Genomic DNA, 17832 nt, shown 5'->3' on the forward strand with positions numbered 1-17832 from the left:
TGCAATCGATCGGAAAGCGACCAGTCGAACACCCCCGTCCAACGAAACACCCGATGAAGCACTCCGCCACCCTCCTCTCATGCATGTTCGCCCTGTGCGGACTCCACGCCGCGGCTTCTCCGCCAACCGCCGAGCCCATGCCATGGGAGAATCCCGCCTACGAGACCACCATCCGGGCCACGCAGGCCGAATCCCGGCCCGGGCCGGAGGAAGATCCCAACAGCTGGACCGCCTGGCTGCGGCACCACGAGGACCGCAAGCGCTGGTGCACCGAGCAGGAAGTCGACCTGCTGATGGTCGGCGACTCGATCGTATTCGGCTGGTCGCGCGTGGGAAGGAAGGTGTGGGACGAGTTCTATGGCAATCGCAAGGCGGTGAACATCGGTTCCAGCGGCGACCGGACCTACCACATGCTCTGGCACTTCCAGAATGGCGGGCTCGACGGCATGAAGGACCGCAATCCGAAGCTGGTCGTGATGATGATCGGCACCAACAACCGCGGCATCCCGGAGCTGCACGGGCATGACACCGCCTACGGCATCCTCGCCCTGCTCAAGGAGATCCACGCCAAGCTGCCCGAGTCGAAGATCCTGCTGATGCCGATCTTCCCGCGCGGCGACACCCCGGAGGACCCAGGTCGCCTGCGGAACGACCAGATCAACAGAATCATTCGTAGCTACGTGGACCATGAAACCGTCCACTGGCTGGATGTCGGCCACGTCTTTCTCGACGGGGCAGGCCGGATCAATCGCGAACTCATGCCGGATGGGCTGCATCCCAACGAGCAAGGTTACCGCGCCTGGGGCAGGGCGATGGAGTCTATGGTCGAAGAGTTGCTGTGCAACGAGTAGGTCCGGGGACATGCAGGCTTCCCGCACCAAGCATGTGGCGTGGAGCTGCGGGTGGACGGGGATCGGCGCGCGGCAGCGGTGCGTGCTTGTGCTCGACGCCCCCGGGGTCGTTTTGAGATATTCCAGTCCTGTCGATGCGAGGAGAAGCTTGTGGGCGGGATCAGCAGGAAGAATTCAACACCCAGAGAAATGGACAAAAATGAGAGACCGGTGGGATGGGGGGTGGCTGGCACGGCCCTGTGCCTTCTGGCCGGCAACGCGTCCGGCTCGGGCGGCTTTGCCGACGATGTGGATTTCATGAAGCAGCACACCCCCGTGGTGGTGCTTGAGGATGGGGAGGCGGCGGTGGCGGTGGCGCCCGACTACCAGGGGCGGGTGATGACCAGCACCTATGACCGAGAGGCGGGACCGAGCTTCGGCTGGATCAACCGGCCGGTGATCGAGAAGGGGTTCCTTTCGGATGACGAGAACAAGGGGAAACTCGAGGAGCACATTTACATCTTCGGCGGCGAGGAGCGTTTCTGGCTGGGACCGGAAGGCGGGCAGTATGCGATCTTCTTCAAGCCTGGGGCCAAGTTCGAGTTCTCCGACTGGCGGACGCCGGCGGTGATTGACACCGAGCCCTTCGAGTTGGTCGAGAAGACGCCGACTTCCGCCCGCTTCAAGCACGCGGCCGAACTCACGAACTACACCGGCACCCGGTTCGAGCTGGGGATCGAGCGCACGGTCAAACTGCTGGGCAGGAAAGAGGCGTCGGAGCAACTGGAGGTGGAACTCGGGGAAGGGATCCGCATGGTCGGCTATGAAACCGACAACCGCCTCACCAACACGGGCTCGCGGGCATGGACCGCGGAGACGGGACTGCTCTCGATCTGGATCCTCGGGATGTACAATCCGTCGCCGGAAACGACGGTGGTTGTTCCTTTCAAGGCCGGGCCGGAGGAGGAACTCGGTCCGAAGGTGAACGATGCCTATTTCGGCAAGGTGCCTGCCGAATATCTGAAGGTGGAGGAGGATGTCCTGTTCTTCAAAGGGGACGGAACCCGCCGGGGAAAGATCGGAGTGACGCCGCAGCGATCCAAGGGCATCGCCGGCAGCTACGATGCCGCGGGCAAGGTGCTCAACCTCGTGACCTACAACGTGCAGGCGGCGCCGGATGGATTCGTCAACTCGATGTGGAAAATGCAGGAGGAACCCTACGCAGGGGACGTGATCAATGCCTACAACGACGGATCCCCCGAACCCGGGGTGCCTCCGCTCGGGCCGTTCTACGAGCTGGAAACCTCGTCGCCGGCGGCAGCCCTCAAGCCCGGAGAGACGATGAGGCACGTCCAGCGCACCTTCCACATTCACGGCACGGAGGAGCTCCTCGATCCGATCGCAAGAAGGGTGCTCGGCGTCGGTCTCGAGGAAATCAACGAGGCGCTCTGAGAAACCTGACGGGATCATGGGTGGCGGGTGCCATCCGGCCCTTGGCAGGAGCCATGCTCCCTCTTAGGATGGCTCCCCTTCGGAACGCGAAACCCTTGAAATCATGAACTCCCCCGACACCGCCCGACTTGCCCTGGATGGTCAGAGCCTGACCCTGCCCGTGATCACCGGAACCGAGAACGAGCGGGCGGTGGACATCACCCGGTTGCGTGCTGAAACCGGTCTGATCACCTACGACGAGGGTTATCGCAACACCGGGTCGGTCCGTTCCTCGATCACCTACATTGATGGCGAAAAGGGGATCCTGCGCTACCGCGGAGTTCCGATCGAGCAACTGGCGGAGAAGTCGAACTTCATCGAGACGGCGCTGTTGTTGATTTATGGCGAGTTCCCGACCGAGGACCATCTGGCGCATTTCCGGGAGCTGCTCAACGAGCACGAGTCCCTGCACGAGGGCACCCGGAAGTCGTTCCAGGGCTTTCCCCCGCACGGCAATCCAATGGCCATCCTGTCCGCCATGATCAACACGCTGGCGTGCTACAACGAGGAGGTGCTCGTGCTGGAGGACGACACGAGTTTCGAAAACGCCGCCGCCCGCCTGTTGTCGAAGATCCGCACGGTGGCCGCCTACGCCCACCGGACCTCGATGGGCAAGCCGCTGCTCTATCCGAGGCCGTCCTTCAGCTACTGCCAGAACTTCCTCCACATGATGTTCTCGGATCCGGAGTTCGACGCCGAATTCGATCCGGAGGTCATCCGGGCGCTGGCCATGTTCCTGATCCTGCACGCCGACCACGAGCAGAACTGCTCGACCTCGACCGTGCGCATGGTCGGCTCATCCGGCGCCAATCTCTTCGCCTCCTGTGCGGCCGGGGTCTGCGCCCTGTGGGGCCCCCTTCATGGCGGGGCGAACGTGGCGGTGATCGATCAACTCGAGAGGATTCACGGGGCCGGCACCAGCATCGACGACCTGGTGGAGCGGGTGAAGCGCAAGGAGGAGAAGTTGTTTGGTTTCGGGCACGGAGTCTACAAGAGCTACGACCCACGGGCCGTGATCCTGCGCGAGCACACCGCCAAGGTGCTGGAGAAGCTGGGCACCGAGGATCCGTTGCTCGACATCGCCAGGGCGCTGGAGGAACGGGCGCTCAGCGACGACTATTTCGTCAGCCGGAACCTCTACCCGAATGTCGATTTCTATTCCGGCATCCTGCTGCGGGCGATCGGCATCCCGAAGAACATGTTCACGGTCATGTTCGCCATCGGGCGCATGCCAGGGTGGATCGCCCAGTGGAAGGAAGTCCGTGACGGCAACAGCCGCATCTACCGGCCGCGTCAGGTCTACACGGGGCCTCCCGAGCGCGATTACGTGCCGATGGAGGAACGTTGATCCGAGGGTGGCTCCCGGGCGATGCGGGGGCATGCTCCCCCGGTCCCTGGCCAATACTACGCCAGCACTTCCTTGACCACGCGGGCGTGCTCGACGCCGGTCAGCTTGAAGTCGAGACCCTGGAACTTGTAGGTCAGGCGTTCGTGATCGATGCCGAGCTGATGCAGCATGGTGGCGTGGAGGTCGTGGACCGAGACGCCGTCCTGCGCGACGGCATAGCCGAGTTCGTCGGTGGAGCCCCAGGTCGTGCCGCCCTTGATCCCGGCACCGGCGAGCCACAGTGAGAAGGCCTGGATGTGGTGATCGCGGCCGCTGCCCTGGGCCATCGGCGTGCGGCCGAACTCGCCACCCCAAATGACCAGGGTGTCGTCGAGCATGCCTCGTTCCTTGAGGTCCCTGACCAGCGCGGCGGTGGCCTGGTCGACATGGCCGGCGACGGTCTGGATGCCTTTCTTGATGCCGCCGTGGTGGTCCCAGCCGCGGTGGTAGAGCTGGATGAAACGCACGCCGCGCTCGGCCAGACGGCGGGCGAGCAGGCAGTTCGAGGCGAAGGATCCGTCGCCGGGCTTCGCGCCGTAGCTTTCGAGGACGGCATCCGACTCGTCGGACACGTCCATCAGTCCCGGCACGGAGGCCTGCATCTTGAAGGCCATCTCATACTGGGCGATGCGGGTGGCGATCTCGGGATCGTTCTGCCGGCGCCCGAGCAGGCCGTTCATGCCGTTGATCGTGCGGACCATCTCGGCCTGGTCGGCGCGGGTCACTCCGGCGGGGTTGTTGACGTAGTGGACCGGGTCGCCCTTGGAGTTGAACTGCACCCCCTGGAACTTCGAGGGAAGGAATCCACTGTGCCACTGGCGCGAGGCGATCGGCTGGTCCTGCCCGCCGCCCGAGGAGGTCATCACGACGAAGCCGGGCAGTTCGTCGGTCTCCGCGCCGAGGCCGTAGAGCAGCCACGAGCCCATCGACGGGCGTCCGGGGATGATGGACCCGGTGTTCATGAAGGTGTGAGCCGGGTCGTGGTTGATCTGCTCGGTGTGCATCGAGCGGATCACCGCGATGTCGTCGGCGATCGAGCCGATGTGGGGGAAGGCGCTGGACATCATGCGTCCGCATTTCCCGTATCGCCTGAACTCGTACTGCGGCCCCATGCACTTGAGGGCCTTGCCCTGAAGTTGAGCCAGCTGCTGGCCGGCGGTGAAGGACTCCGGCATCGGCTGGCCGTCGAGTTTGGCGAGCGAGGGTTTGTGATCGAGGGTCTCGAAGTGCGAGGGGCCGCCCGCCATGCAGAGGTGGATGACGCGCTTCGCCTTCGGCGGCACGTGCAGGTTTCCCCCGAGGATGCCGTTCCAGGTTTCCGCGGCGGCGAGGTCGCGGGTGAGCATGGAGGCCAGGGCGGCGCTGCCGACCGAGTACGAGGAGTTTCGTAGAAATGCCCGGCGGTTGATCAGCTGGGCGAGCTTGGGATCGGAAATCATGGGAGGGTTTTCAGTAGCGGGTGATGGACTCGTGGAGGTTGAGCATGACGCGGGCGACGGCCGTCATCGCGGCGAGTTCCGCCGGATCCTCGCTGCCGGCCGGGTGCATCCCCACGGAGAGGAACGCCCTGGCGTCGTCGGGGTTCCCGCGGTAGCGGGCGAGCTGCTTTTCATGGAGAGCGGAGAGGAGTCCGGTTTCCTCCGGCGTGGGCGATCGCGAGAGAAGCTGCTGGAAGCCCCCGTCGATCCGGGCTTCCAGGCTGGCGTCGTCCGCCAGCATCTCCTGTGCGAGGGCGCGGGCGGCCTCGACGAAGGTGGGATCGTTGAGCAGGTCGAGTGCCTGGAGCGGGGTGTTGCTGGAGGCGCGGCTGGCGGTGCATTCCTCGCGGGAGGGCGCGTCGAAGGCCTTGAGCATCGGGTGAAGAAAGGAACGCTGCCAGTGCATGTAGAGCCCGCGACGGTACTGGTTGTCATCGGTGTCGTGCTGGTAGGTCCGCTTCGGGAAATTCAGCTGCGCGTAGTAGCCGGCCGGCTGGTAGGGGCGGGCGCTGGGTCCGCCGAGCCGCGGGTTGAGCAGGCCCGAGACGGCCAGGGCATTGTCGCGGATGAACTCGGCGTCGAGGCGCCGCGGGTTCTGGCGCGCGTAGTGGACGTTGTAGGGGTCGCGCTCCAGCAGTTCATCCGAAACATTCGACGACTGCCGGTAGGTCCGGGAGGTGACGATGGTGCGGACGAGTTGCTTGACGTTCCATCCCGACTCCATGAACTCGACGGCCAGCCAGTCGAGGAGTTCGGGGTGGGTCGGCCACTGGCCCTGATTGCCGAGGTCCTGGAGGTCGCGCGAGAGCCCGGTGCCGAAGAACAGGGCCCAGACGCGGTTGACGTAGGCGCGGGCGGTGAGGGGATTCTCCGGCGAGGCGATCCAGCGGGCGAGATCGAGACGGGTGAGGCGTTGGTCGGCGGATTCGACGGAAGCGCTGCCGGCGAGGAACTCGGGGAAGGCGGGCTCCATGACCTCATCGGAGGGGGTGGTCCAGTCGCCCCGGGTCAGGAGGCGCACGGTGCGCGGCTTGGTCGAAACGCTTGGCAGGGTGGAGCGGATGCGGCCGAGCAGCTGCTTCTCCTGCTGCTGGAGGCTCTTGAGTTTGGCCTCCACTTCCTTGAGTTCCGGGTCCACGGAACGGAAGTGGTTCTGGAGGATTTCCTTCTGCTTGGCGTCCGGCTCCTTGTCCCGGGTCTGCTGCAGGGCGTTGGCGACGGGTTTCGGCAGCTTGGGCGCCTCGGCTTCGCGGATCTCGGCCAGCCATTTTGCGAAAGCCTCCTCGCGCTCGGGGGTGTCCTTCTTGAGTTCTGCTTCCAGCGGAGGGATGGCCGACTGGATCCGCTCGAGTTCCCTGGACTGCTCGGGGTCGGGAAGCCGCAGCTCCGGTCCCCAGCGACCCATGACGAGGTCGGGATGGTCCTTGATGTCGGCACCCTCGTTGTAGCGCCCGTCTCCGGTGTAGGCGCCCTTTTCGAAGATGTCGGCGAAGAAGGCCTCCATCGCGTAGAAGTCCTTCATCGAAAAGGGATCGAACTTGTGGTCGTGGCACTCGGCGCAGCCCATGGTCGAACCGAGGAAGGCGACCGAGGTCGCCCGGACCCGCTCGGCGTAGTACTTGGCGATGTATTCGGCATCCTGGATGCCGCCCTCCGCGGAGATCTGGTTGAGGCGGTTGAAGGTCGAGGCGACCCGGGTTTCGATGGTGCGATCGTCGAGCAGGTCCCCGGCGAGTTGCTCGACGATGAACCGGTCGTAGGGCTTGTTCGAGTTGAAGGACTCGATCACGTAGTCGCGATAGGGTGTGACGTCGCGTTCCAGATCGCCGTGGTAGCCGATCGTGTCGGCGTAACGGGCGAGATCGAGCCAGTGGACAGCCATCCGCTCGCCGAAATGGGGCGACTCGAGCAACCGGTCGATGGCTGCGACGGGATCCGTGACGCCGGTGGTGACGGGCGGCAGGCCGGTGAGGTCGAGCGACAGGCGGCGAATGAGGGTGGGGTCGTCGGCGGGTTCCGAGAGAGTCAGCTTTTCGGATTTCAGGCCGGCGAGGATGAAATTGTCGATCGGATGCCCGGCTCCCATGTCCGGCACTTCAGGACGCTTGGGCGGGATGTAGGACCAGTGGGATTCGTAGGGGGCGCCCTGGTTGATCCACTCGGCGAGCAGGGCTTTTTCCTGAGCTGTCAGCGACTTGTGGGACTCGGGCGGCGGCATGAGTTCGTCCTCAAACTCGCTGTTGATCAGGAAGATCATCTCGGACTCCGCCGCGTTGCCCGGAACGATGGCATCCCGGTCGATGGCGGCCTCGCGGACATCGAGCCGGAGCTTGGCTTCGCGCGAAGCCTTGTCCGGGCCGTGGCAGGAGAAGCAGTTCTCCGAGAGGATGGGGCGGATGTCGCGGTTGTAGGAGATCGGCTCCGCCAACGCGACGAGCGGCATGGCGGGAAGCAGGGCGATGAGAGTCGGACGCATGATCAGGGAATCGCAGGCAGGGTGGGCAATGAGCGGGTCGAGTCAAGGGTCGGAGGAAGGCTGGCTGAAATGGATTGCAACAAGTTTTTGACAAAGTCCAGATCAGGGTCCTAGCTGGGTGCCGTGACCGATCCCTCCGACCTATTGCGTGCGCACGGCGTGCCGGTGACGGCGCAGCGGGTGGCCGTCCTGAAGGCGGTGGCGGCGCGGCCCCACGGGACGGCCGATGCGATCGCCGAGGACGTGCGGGCGTCGATCGGCACCATTTCGCGTCAGGCGGTTTACAACGTTCTCGGGGTGTTGACCGAGAAAAGGCTCTTGCGGCGGATCCACCCGGCGGGCTCGCCGGCGATGTACGAGGACCGTGTGGGCGACAACCATCACCACCTGGTCTGTCGAAGCTGCGGGGTGACCGTCGATGTCGACTGCGCGGTGGGCGACACCCCGTGCCTGACCGCCGCCCAGAGCCACGGCTTCGAGATCGATGAGGCCGAGGTGGTTTACTGGGGCAGGTGCAAGGACTGCCGCAGGAAGCACCGCTGAACTTTTTCAATCCATCCAACCACGAACCAACCCCATACCCGAAACAACCATGTCAGAATCCAAATGTCCCTTCAGCTCCACCGCCGCGACCGCCGGCGGGGGAACCACGAACGAAGACTGGTGGCCGAACCGCCTCAAGGTCGAGCTGCTCACGCAGCATTCCGAGAAGTCCGATCCGATGGGAGCCGACTTCAACTATGCCGAGGCCTTCAAGTCGATCGACTACGACGCGCTGAAGAAGGATCTCGCCGACCTGATGACCGACTCGCAGGATTGGTGGCCGGCGGACTTCGGTCACTACGGACCGTTTTTCATCCGCATGGCCTGGCACAGCGCCGGCACCTACCGCATCCAGGACGGTCGCGGTGGCGGAGGTCGCGGCCAGCAGCGCTTCGCGCCGCTCAACAGCTGGCCGGACAACGGCAACCTCGACAAGGCGCGTCGCCTGTTGTGGCCGATCAAGCAGAAGTACGGCCGCAAGCTTTCCTGGGCCGACCTGATGATCCTCGCCGGCAACGTCGCGCTCGAAACCATGGGCTTCAAGACCTTCGGCTTCGCCGGTGGTCGCCCCGACACCTGGGAGCCGGACCAGGACGTTTACTGGGGCCGGGAAACCGAGTGGCTTGCCACCGACGAGCGCTACGGTCGTTCGGCGACGACCACAAAGTCCGATGGCGGGAAGACGGAAGGCGCCCCGCTGGAGGGAACCGCGCCCAGCTCCGGTGATGTGGATCTGGAGAACCGCAATCTCGAGGCACCGCTTGGTGCCACGCACATGGGTCTGATCTACGTGAACCCGGAAGGTCCCGAGGGGCAGCCGATTCCGGAGAAGGCCGCGCATGACATCCGCGAGACCTTTGCGCGGATGGCGATGAACGACGAGGAAACGGTGGCATTGGTCGCCGGCGGGCACACCTTCGGCAAGTGCCACGGGGCCGGCCCGGCCGAAAGCGTCTCGGCCGATCCCGAAGGGGCTCCGATCGAGGAGCAGGGTCTCGGCTGGAAGAACAGCTACGGCAGCGGCAAGGGCGGTGACACCATCACCAGCGGTCTCGAGGTGACCTGGACCCAGACCCCTGCGCAGTGGAGCAACTACTACTTCGAGAACCTGTTCAACTACGAATGGGAGCTGACCAAGAGCCCGGCGGGCGCCTGGCAGTGGGTGGCCAAGGATGCCGAGGATGTCATTCCCGACGCCCACGATCCGGAGAAGAAGCACAAGCCGACCATGCTCACCACCGACCTCGCGCTGCGCGCCGATCCCGAGTATGAAAAGATCTCGCGCCGCTTCCTCGAGAATCCCGACGAGTTCGCCGACGTTTTCGCGCGGGCCTGGTTCAAGCTCACCCACCGCGACATGGGGCCGAAGTCCCGCTACGTCGGTCCGGAAGTGCCGGACGAGGACCTGATCTGGCAGGACCCGGTTCCGGAGGTCGATCATCCGCTCATCGACGAGGCGGACGTGGCCGCGCTGAAGGCCAAGGTGCTGGATTCCGGTCTGACGGTTTCCCAGTTGGTGTCCACCGCCTGGGCCTCGGCCTCGACTTTCCGCGGATCCGACAAGCGCGGTGGCGCCAATGGTGCCCGCGTGCGTCTTGCGCCGCAGAAGGACTGGGAGGTGAACAACCCGTCCCAGCTCGCCCGCGTGCTCGAAGTGCTGGAGGCCATCCAGAGCGAGTTCAACGACGCGCAGTCCGATGGCAAGAAGGTCTCGCTCGCCGATCTGATCGTGCTCGCCGGATGTGCCGGCGTTGAGAAGGCGGCCAAGGACGGTGGGCAGGAGGTGACGGTTCCCTTCACGCCCGGTCGCACCGATGCCACGGCCGAGCAGACCGATGCCGAATCCTTCGAGGTGCTCGAGCCTTTGGCCGACGGCTTCCGCAACTACCTCAAGGGAACCTTGGCGGTGTCGGCCGAGGCCTTGCTCATCGACAAGGCCCAGTTGCTCACGCTCACGCCGACCGAGCTGACCGTCCTGGTCGGCGGCATGCGCGTGCTCGGGACCAACTACGATGGATCCAAGCACGGAGTCCTGACCGATCGTGTCGGCGTGCTCAGCAATGACTTCTTCGTCAACTTGCTGGGCATGGACGTCGAGTGGAAGCAGGTGTCGCCCTGCGGCAATGCCTTCGCGGCGATCGACCGGGCGAGTGGGGAAACCAAGTGGAGCGGCACCCGTGCCGACTTGGTCTTCGGCTCCAACTCCATCCTGCGCGCCCAGGCCGAGGTCTACGCCTGCGCCGATGGCGGAAGCCAGTTCGTCGCGGACTTCGTCGCCGCCTGGACCAAGGTGATGGAGCTGGATCGCTTCGACCTGCACGGTTGATTGGCGAAACGCCCGAGATTCAAGCCCCCGATGTTGCCTGTGAAGGGTGATGTCGGGGGCTTTTTTGGTGGGGCGGTTGGACCCCCTCAAGGGGGAACTACGAACCGAACAGGCGGACTTGTGATGTTTGTAGTTCCTCCTTCAGGAGGCGGCATTGGTCTGGGATCCATCCCCGGGCTGACTTCGGGATTTACCTTGGGGAAGGTGGGGTTAGCGTGGGCGCGACCTTTCACCATGGAGCCGGCCGGAACACGACTGGACACCCTGCAGGCCATCGAGCTGGCGGAGGGCGTGGAGGTCCGACTCCGGATCGCGGGACCGCTGCTGCGGGGTGGCGCGCTGGCGCTGGACCTGGTGATCCAATGGGCGGTGATCCTGCTGGTTTCCTTTGTCCTGATGATCGCCGGCCTGATGGTCGGAAGTCTGACATCGGCGGGGCTGATCAGCCTGCTGTGGTTTTTCATCTGGTGGTGGTATCCGGTCTTTTTCGAGTGGGGGAAATGGGGAGCGACGCCGGGGAAAAAGATCGTCGGCCTGCGGGTCGTGCAGACCTCCGGTTCACCGATCACCTTCGGTCAGGCGGTGCTGCGGAACTTCCTGCGCTACGCCGACGGCATGCCCTTCCTCGGCTTCGGTTTCGCGGGTCTGCCGACCTTTGGCTTCGCGCTGGCGACGGTGGTGGCGACGCGGCGCTTCCAGCGGCTCGGGGATCTGGCGGCGGGCACCGTCGTGGTCTACGACCGGCTGGCACCGGAGCCGGAGGTGCCGGCACCTCCGCCGATCCAGTCGGTGGCACCGGCGGTGGCCCTGCGGCCCGAGGAGGCGCGGGCGCTGGCGGCCTTCCGCGACCGGGCCGGGCTGTGGTCGGAGGGACGGCGTGAGGAGATCGCGGATCATGCGAGGGATCTGAGTGGCAGCCGGGGCCCTGCGGGCGTCTCGCGGCTGATGGCGATGGCACACTGGCTCAAGGACCGCGACCGGAGATGAACGAGGGCGGATTTGAAGAGCAGCGGCGGGAGGCGTGGGAGGAGTACGAGCGTCTGGTGACCAGCGTCGAGAAGGGCAAGCCGGAGGTGGGGGTGGCCGACCTGCCGCGGCGCTTCCGCGAGGTCTGCTCGGATCTGGCGCTGGCCAGCCACCGGATGTACCGCGGGCGGATGGTCGACCGGCTCAATGCGCTGGTGATCCGGGGCTACAAGCTGCTCTACCGGAGCCGGCGCAAGGGCAGCGAGTCCTTCGTCCGTTTCATCGTGGCGGATTTCCCGGCGGTGGTGCGGCGCGAATGGCGCCTGTTCTGGCTGTGCAGCGCGCTTTTCTGGGTGCCCTTCTTCGGCATGATGGCGATGGCGTGGATCGACCTCGACTGGGTGCAGGCGATCCTGGGTCCCGAGGGCATGGCCGGCCTGGAGGCGATGTATGGCGGGGAGGAGGAGCAGATCGCCCACCTGCGCGAGGAGTTCGGCTCGAACTTCATGATGTTCGGCCACTACATCCAGAACAACGTGAGCATCGACTTCCGGATCTTCGCCGGAGGGATCGTCGCCTGCCTCGGGACCATCTTCTTCATCGTTTACAACGGCCTGGCGATCGGGGCGTCGGCCGGCTACGTGACCTACGCCTGCAACCCGCAGTCCTTCTGGACCTTCGTGGCGGGCCATTCCTCCTTCGAGTTGATCGGAATGATCATCGCCGGGGTGGCCGGCATGCGGCTCGGCCTGGCGGTGCTGAAGCCGGGGAGGATGTCCCGCGGCAAGGCGATCGCCGCGTCGGCGAAACGGGCCCTGCCGCTGATCATCGGAGCGGCCGGCATGACCGTGATCGCCGCTTTCATCGAGGGCTTCTGGTCGGCGCAGCGGATGCCGGCGGAGGTGAAATACACCGTGGGCATCAGCTTCTGGGTGCTGCACATCGCCTACTTCACGCTGTTGGGAAGGGGGGCGTCGCGTGAAGCTTGAAGAAGTGACCGCCGAGCTGCGGCCCCGCAGTGACTGGGAGTCGGTGGACCTCGGTCTGGCGCTGGTCCGGCGCGATTTCTGGCGGCTCTCGGGGGCCTGGTGGCTGGGAATGCTGCCCACGCTGCTGGTCTTTCCGCTACTCTGGCGGCATCCGATCTGGTTCACGGTCGTCTTCTGGTTGTGGGTGCCGGTCGCCTCGCGGCTGGCGTTGTTCCAGCTCAGCCGCATCCTCTTCGGCGACAAGCCCGGATGGGGGGATCTGTTTCGCGAGCTGCCGCGGGCCATCCGGCGGCGCTTCTTCTACCGCCTCGTCTGGGCGCGACTGTCGCCATGGCGGCCGCTGACCATGCCGGTCGAGGATCTCGAGGGTCTGCGGGGCAAGGACTATACGAACCGCTGCCGGATCCTGATGCGGCGCGGCGACTCGAGCGTGATCATCCTCGCGATGTGGCGCTTCTTTCTCACCTTCTGGCTGGCGCTGACCCTCTTCTGCACCGGGATGCTGTTCATTCCCGACGTCGCCTCCTCGGAATGGAACGACGTGATCTCCCTGTGGTGGGATGGCGATCTGATCGATCCGCCCGCGGGGCTGGCGATGGCGGTGATGCTGTCCTTTGCGCTCTCGATCTGGCTGGTGGACCTGTTTTCGACCGGCTGCGGCTTCGGGATCTACGTCAATCATCGTACGTGGATCGAGGGCTGGGATGTCGAGCTGGCCTTCCGGCGCCTCGCCAACCGTCTCGGCAAGCTGGCCGTCGCGGTGATGCTGGTGTTGGTCCTTGGTTTCGGTGGGCCGGCCCACGCCGCGCCCGATGCGGAGGCGCAGCGGGTGATCGAGGAGGTGCTCAAGGATCCGGACTTCGAGGTCCACAGTGAAACCAGCAAGCGCTGGACCGGGTGGGACTTCGACTGGTGGGGTTGGAATCCTTCGGCGGGAGGCGTGATGGGGGCGCTGGTGTTGTTTCTCCAGGTCGCCCTCGCGGCGGGGCTGGTCGGCCTGCTGGTCTGGCTGATCTACCGCTACCGGCATCTGTTTGCCGGCAGGGGCGGCGCGAGGGTGCCGCGGAACGGTGCCGCCGCGCGGGTGGTGATGGGCATGGAGGTCACGCCGGAGAGCCTGCCCGAAGACGTGGCGAGCACGGCGCTGCGGGCGTGGCGCGAGGGCCGGCACCATGAGGCGATGAGCCTGCTCTACCGGGGGGCGATTTCATGGATGATCCGGCACGGCGGCGTCGAGATCGCCGAGTCGGACACCGAGAACGATTGCCTCGGCCGGGTGGACCGGGCGGGGGCGGGACACGCCGGTTATTTCTCCGAGCTGACCGGCGAGTGGGTGCGGCTGGCCTACGCCCGCGAGCTGCCGACCGACGCCCGGATCGAGTCCCTGTGCGGCAGTTGGCCCTTCGTGGAAAGGGGGAGCGCGTGAGGTGGCTGGCCGTCATCCTGGCGCTGGCGCTGGTGGCTTGCGACTACGTCGAGGAAACGCGCGACGTCGGTCACAAGGGCCGGGCGCGCGTGAATCCCTACCTGGCGGCGGAACGCCTGCTGGAGCGCCTCGATTACGAGGTGGTGAGCAAGCCGGGCTGGCCGGCCTTCGAGGGCGAGGAGGCAATGGTGCTGATGCCGGCCTCGGTGCTCGGAGCCGAGGGCTACGTGCGGGACCTCGAGCAGTGGACGCAATGGGGCGGGCACACGGTGATCTTCCTCGAACGGGGCGAGACGTTTCTCAGCGACTGGAATGAGCTTCCGGATTGGAGGCATCTGGACCAATTGATGGAGAAGGACGCAACCCCTTTCGAGGACTGGGCCGGGCGCGCGGGGCTGACGATTTCGGGAAGCCGGTGGGATGGTGGTGACAAAACGCTGACCGAGGAGGTGGTGATCGAGGGGGAGACATTCGAGGTGTCGATCGAGACGGCGTTTTCGGTCGAGCGGGAGGGGAAGGAATCCCCTTTGATCTCCGTGCCCTACGGGGAGGGGCGGTTGACCGTGGTCGCGGATGCCCGTCCCTTCCGAAACCGATACATCGGCGACTATGATCACGCCTCGTTGCTGGCGAGGCTGGTCGAGCTTTCGCCGTGCTACGGCACCGTGAGCTTCGTTCGGAACGCTTCCCTCTCGTTCTGGGCCTTGCTGTGGAATCGGGGATGGCCCGCCCTGGTCGCTTTGCTGCTACTGGTGGCTTTCTGGCTGTGGAAGAACCTGCCGCGCTTCGGCCCGCTGGATTCCGTCGAGTCCGAGGGCATTCTCCGGGCCTACGATCACCACCTCGAGTCGCTGGGCGATTTCCATTGGCGGCTGGACCGGGGCGAAGGCCTGCTGCGGCCACTGCGCGAGTCGTTGGTCGAGCGCGCGCATCGCCTGGCCATCTCGACGGGCCGGCCGGATGCCGATATTTTCGACCTGATGGCCGAGCGCTCCGGGATTCCCCGGGAGCGGGCCGAGCGGGCGATGACGTTCGAACGTGCCCGCGATGCCGGCGGATTCACCCGCCTGGTCGCCGATCTCCAGAAGCTCCACCTGTCCATTCCATGAACGAAGAAAACGAAATCGAATCCACACCGGAGGCACCCGTCGAGGCCGCCCCGGCACCGGCCCTGTCCGAGGCGAGCCGGGTCGCCAACGCGATGAGGGAACAGATCGGCCGTGCCGTGCTGGGTCAGACCGAGGTGATCAGCCAGGTGTTGGCGGCCTTGCTGGCGGGTGGTCACGTGCTGCTCGAAGGCAAGCCGGGGCTCGGCAAGACGCAGTTGGTGCTGGCGATGGCGAAGAGCTTTTCCGGGGTGTTCGGACGCATCCAGTTCACGCCGGACCTGATGCCCTCCGATGTCACCGGTTTCCGGCTCTTCGACATGAAAAGCCAGACCTTCCAGCTGCGGAAGGGGCCGGTCTTCACCAACCTGCTGTTGGCCGACGAGATCAACCGGGCACCCGCCAAGACCCAGTCGGCGCTGCTGGAGGTGATGCAGGAACGGCAGGTCACGATCGATGGCGAATCGATGCTGCTGAGCCCGCCGTTCATGACCCTGGCGACGCAGAACCCGATCGAGCACGAGGGAACCTATCCACTGCCCGAGGCGCAGCTCGACCGCTTCGTCATGAAGGTGCTGCTCGACTATCCCGATGCCGGAGCGGAGTCGGAAATCGTGACCCGGTCGGCGGCGGAAAAGCCCGGATCGAGTCCCGTGGAGGCGGTGGAGGCGGTGGCGACGCCCGAGGCGATCGTCGCGGCGCAGGCCGAAACCGCCGCCGTGCGTGTGGTTCCGGAGGTGGTCGACTACGCGGTGGCGATCGTCAAGGCGACCCGCGAATCGCAGGCGGTGGCCCTCGGTGCGGGGACCCGCGGGGCGATCGCGCTGGTGCGGATCGGCAAGGCGGTGGCGGTGCTGCACGGCCGTTCCTTCGTCACCCCCGACGACATCAAGGCGGCGGCCTTGCCGGTGCTTCGGCACCGGGTCCAGCTCGCTCCGGAGGTCGCCATCGGCGGCCAGGACATCGATAACATCCTGCGGGGTCTGGTGGACTCCGTGCCCGCTCCCCGGCAGTGACCCCGACCCGCCGAGTGCTGCATGCCGTCGCCCTGTGGGGTGCGGTCGGCGTCGTGGTGTCGATCCGGCCCGACGGGCTGATCGCGTGGTGGGTGATCGGCGGCGTGCTGCTGCTCTTCCTGCTGCTCGACGGTCTGGCCTTGAGGTTCTCAGCGGTGCCGTCGATCGAGCGCACCTTGCCGGACCGCTTTGCGCTGGGTGAGGCGGGCGAGGTTCGGATGGAGGTTTCCAATCCCGGGGTCCGGGCTCTGGACGTGGAGGTTTTCGATGGAATCCCGGAGGGGGCGGAAGCCGAGGCGATGCCGTGGCGCGGGCCGATCCAGGCCCAGGGGCGGGCGTTGGTCTATCATCCGGTGCGGATGCTGGAGCGTGGTGTCGCCCTCTTCCGGCCGGTGCATTTCCGATTTCGGTCGCCGCTTGGACTGTGGTGGCGTCGGGGAACCGCCTGCGCCGAGGAGGAGGTGAAGGTTTATCCGGATTACGAGCCGGTGGTGCGGTTCGCCCTGCTGGCGATGCAGGCGCGCCAGGAGCAAATGGGGATCGTCCGGCGGTCGTTGGCCGGCAGCAGCCGGGACTTCCATCAACTGCGCGAGTACCGTGAGGGTGATCCGCTGTCGCAGATCGACTGGAAGGCGACCTCGCGGCGGCTGTCGTTGATCAGCCGGGAGTTCCAGGAGCAACGGAACCAGACGATTGTCTTTCTAACGGACACCGGTCGCCGGATGCGGGCGATGGATGGGGAATTGCCTCAGTTCGACCACTGCCTGAATGCCATGCTGTTGCTGTCCTACGTGGCGCTGAGGCAGGGCGACCAGGTCGGGGTGCAGTCCTTCGGCGGCAGCAACCGCTGGCTGCCACCGGTGAAGGGGGCGCACTCGATGGCGACCCTGCTGCATCACCTGTTCGACTACCAGACGACCCCCGAGCCGAGCGACTTCGCGGCGGGAGCCGAGCGGCTGCAGGCGCGGCAACGGCGGCGGGCGTTGGTCGTGCTGCTCACGAACCTGCGGGGTGAGGATGCCCCCGAGGTCTTGCCGGCATTGAAGATCCTCGCGTCGCGGCATCTGGTGATGCTGGCGAGCCTGCGGGAGCAATCGGTGGAGGCGGCCCGGACCACTCCGGTCGAGGCCTATCGTGATGCCCTGCGTTTCGCCGCGGCCGAGCGCTACGACGGGGAGCGCGAGGAAGTGATGGCCACCCTGCGGGGTCACGGGGTGTTGACTCTGGATGTCCCGGCCCAGGAGTTGCCGGTGGCGTTGGCCAACCGCTATCTCGACATCAAGGCCGCGGGGCGGCTTTGAAAGGACCGCGCGACGCTGTCGCGCATCGTGGGACGGGGAGGGGTTTGCTGGTGAAAGGGTTGGAGGGGCTTTCTCTGCGGTCTCCCTGAACTGAAGGGAGCTGTGTGGATGGCGTGCCCTGAAAACTCGCGATGCGCGACGGCGTCGCGCGATCCTTTTCCCGCGATGGCGTAATACCCGGATGGGGGAGAGGGTGGCACTCTTCCCGTGCTGTGAAACCCCTACGGGGCGACTCGCACGGGCGCTGGAAGTCTCCCCCTCCGGCGCCCGCGCTTTTTCAGGGCGGTGGGCACGGACGCGATCACGTAATGGCCGGACCGGGGACGACGTGACAGGGTCGTCACGTAAGGAAGCACTGCCCCCGCAAAGGGCCCACGGACGCCGGATGTTTCCCCCTTCGGCGTCCGTGGACATTCCTTCACGGAATCGGTGGAAAGCGCGGACAGGAATTGGAACCCGGCGGCGGCCCGGAGAGCGGGGATGGAGCCGGAAATCGG

Annotated in this window: 13 protein-coding genes; 11 read left to right on the forward strand and 2 right to left on the reverse strand. The window is 65.7% G+C overall.

From position 1 onward, the window contains the following. Positions 1-53: 53 nt before the first annotated feature. The 3 genes from ACG2LG_RS03255 to ACG2LG_RS03265 all read left to right on the forward strand — a co-directional run bounded on the left by ACG2LG_RS03255 (position 54) and on the right by ACG2LG_RS03265 (position 3669). Positions 54-851: a GDSL-type esterase/lipase family protein gene (locus ACG2LG_RS03255; protein WP_396256260.1), complete on the forward strand. Its 798-nt coding sequence runs from the start codon at positions 54-56 to the stop codon at positions 849-851. A 189-nt stretch (positions 852-1040) separates the two neighbouring features. Beyond that, complete coding sequence (locus ACG2LG_RS03260) at positions 1041-2282, forward strand: DUF6786 family protein (RefSeq protein ID WP_396256261.1); 1242 nt, start codon at positions 1041-1043, stop codon at positions 2280-2282. Between the two features lie 103 nt (positions 2283-2385). Then, the gene (locus ACG2LG_RS03265) at positions 2386-3669 is read left to right on the forward strand and encodes a citrate synthase (protein ID WP_396256263.1); all 1284 of its coding nucleotides are present in this window, start codon (positions 2386-2388) and stop codon (positions 3667-3669) included. Between the two features lie 56 nt (positions 3670-3725). Here the strand turns inward: ACG2LG_RS03265 and ACG2LG_RS03270 are convergent, their stop codons facing one another. After that, on the reverse strand, positions 3726-5147 hold the full coding sequence (locus tag ACG2LG_RS03270) for a DUF1501 domain-containing protein (protein ID WP_396256264.1): 1422 nt from the start codon (positions 5145-5147) through the stop codon (positions 3726-3728). Positions 5148-5157: 10 nt separating this feature from the next. Then, positions 5158-7662, reverse strand: coding sequence for a DUF1553 domain-containing protein (locus ACG2LG_RS03275; protein WP_396256266.1), 2505 nt, complete (start codon positions 7660-7662; stop codon positions 5158-5160). Positions 7663-7785: 123 nt separating this feature from the next. Here ACG2LG_RS03275 and ACG2LG_RS03280 point away from each other — a divergent pair, with 123 nt between their 5' ends. From ACG2LG_RS03280 to ACG2LG_RS03315, 8 genes are all read left to right on the forward strand, one after another. Continuing rightward, positions 7786-8205 (forward strand): Fur family transcriptional regulator, encoded by a 420-nt coding sequence (locus tag ACG2LG_RS03280; RefSeq protein ID WP_396256267.1) that lies wholly within the window; start codon positions 7786-7788, stop codon positions 8203-8205. 49 nt (positions 8206-8254) lie between these two features. Further along, positions 8255-10531, forward strand: a complete 2277-nt coding sequence (gene katG / locus ACG2LG_RS03285; RefSeq protein ID WP_396256268.1) for a catalase/peroxidase HPI — start codon at positions 8255-8257, stop codon at positions 10529-10531. Between the two features lie 234 nt (positions 10532-10765). Beyond that, entirely contained in the window at positions 10766-11518 is a 753-nt protein-coding gene (locus tag ACG2LG_RS03290; protein WP_396256270.1) for an RDD family protein, read from the forward strand. After that, the gene (locus ACG2LG_RS03295) at positions 11515-12486 is read left to right on the forward strand and encodes a stage II sporulation protein M (RefSeq protein WP_396256271.1); all 972 of its coding nucleotides are present in this window, start codon (positions 11515-11517) and stop codon (positions 12484-12486) included. The genes ACG2LG_RS03290 and ACG2LG_RS03295 overlap by 4 nt, the downstream gene beginning before the upstream one ends. Next, complete coding sequence (locus tag ACG2LG_RS03300; RefSeq protein ID WP_396256272.1) at positions 12476-13912, forward strand: DUF4129 domain-containing protein; 1437 nt, start codon at positions 12476-12478, stop codon at positions 13910-13912. The genes ACG2LG_RS03295 and ACG2LG_RS03300 overlap by 11 nt, the downstream gene beginning before the upstream one ends. Further along, positions 13909-15021 (forward strand): DUF4350 domain-containing protein, encoded by a 1113-nt coding sequence (locus ACG2LG_RS03305; protein WP_396256274.1) that lies wholly within the window; start codon positions 13909-13911, stop codon positions 15019-15021. Before ACG2LG_RS03300 ends, ACG2LG_RS03305 begins: the two co-directional genes overlap by 4 nt. Then, complete coding sequence (locus tag ACG2LG_RS03310; protein WP_396256276.1) at positions 15018-16034, forward strand: AAA family ATPase; 1017 nt, start codon at positions 15018-15020, stop codon at positions 16032-16034. The genes ACG2LG_RS03305 and ACG2LG_RS03310 overlap by 4 nt, the downstream gene beginning before the upstream one ends. Continuing rightward, on the forward strand, positions 16031-17335 hold the full coding sequence (locus ACG2LG_RS03315; protein ID WP_396256278.1) for a DUF58 domain-containing protein: 1305 nt from the start codon (positions 16031-16033) through the stop codon (positions 17333-17335). The genes ACG2LG_RS03310 and ACG2LG_RS03315 overlap by 4 nt, the downstream gene beginning before the upstream one ends. Positions 17336-17832 lie beyond the last annotated feature (497 nt).

Source organism: Haloferula sp. A504 (assembly GCF_044385805.1).
In the GTDB taxonomy this organism is placed as follows: domain Bacteria; phylum Verrucomicrobiota; class Verrucomicrobiia; order Verrucomicrobiales; family Akkermansiaceae; genus Haloferula.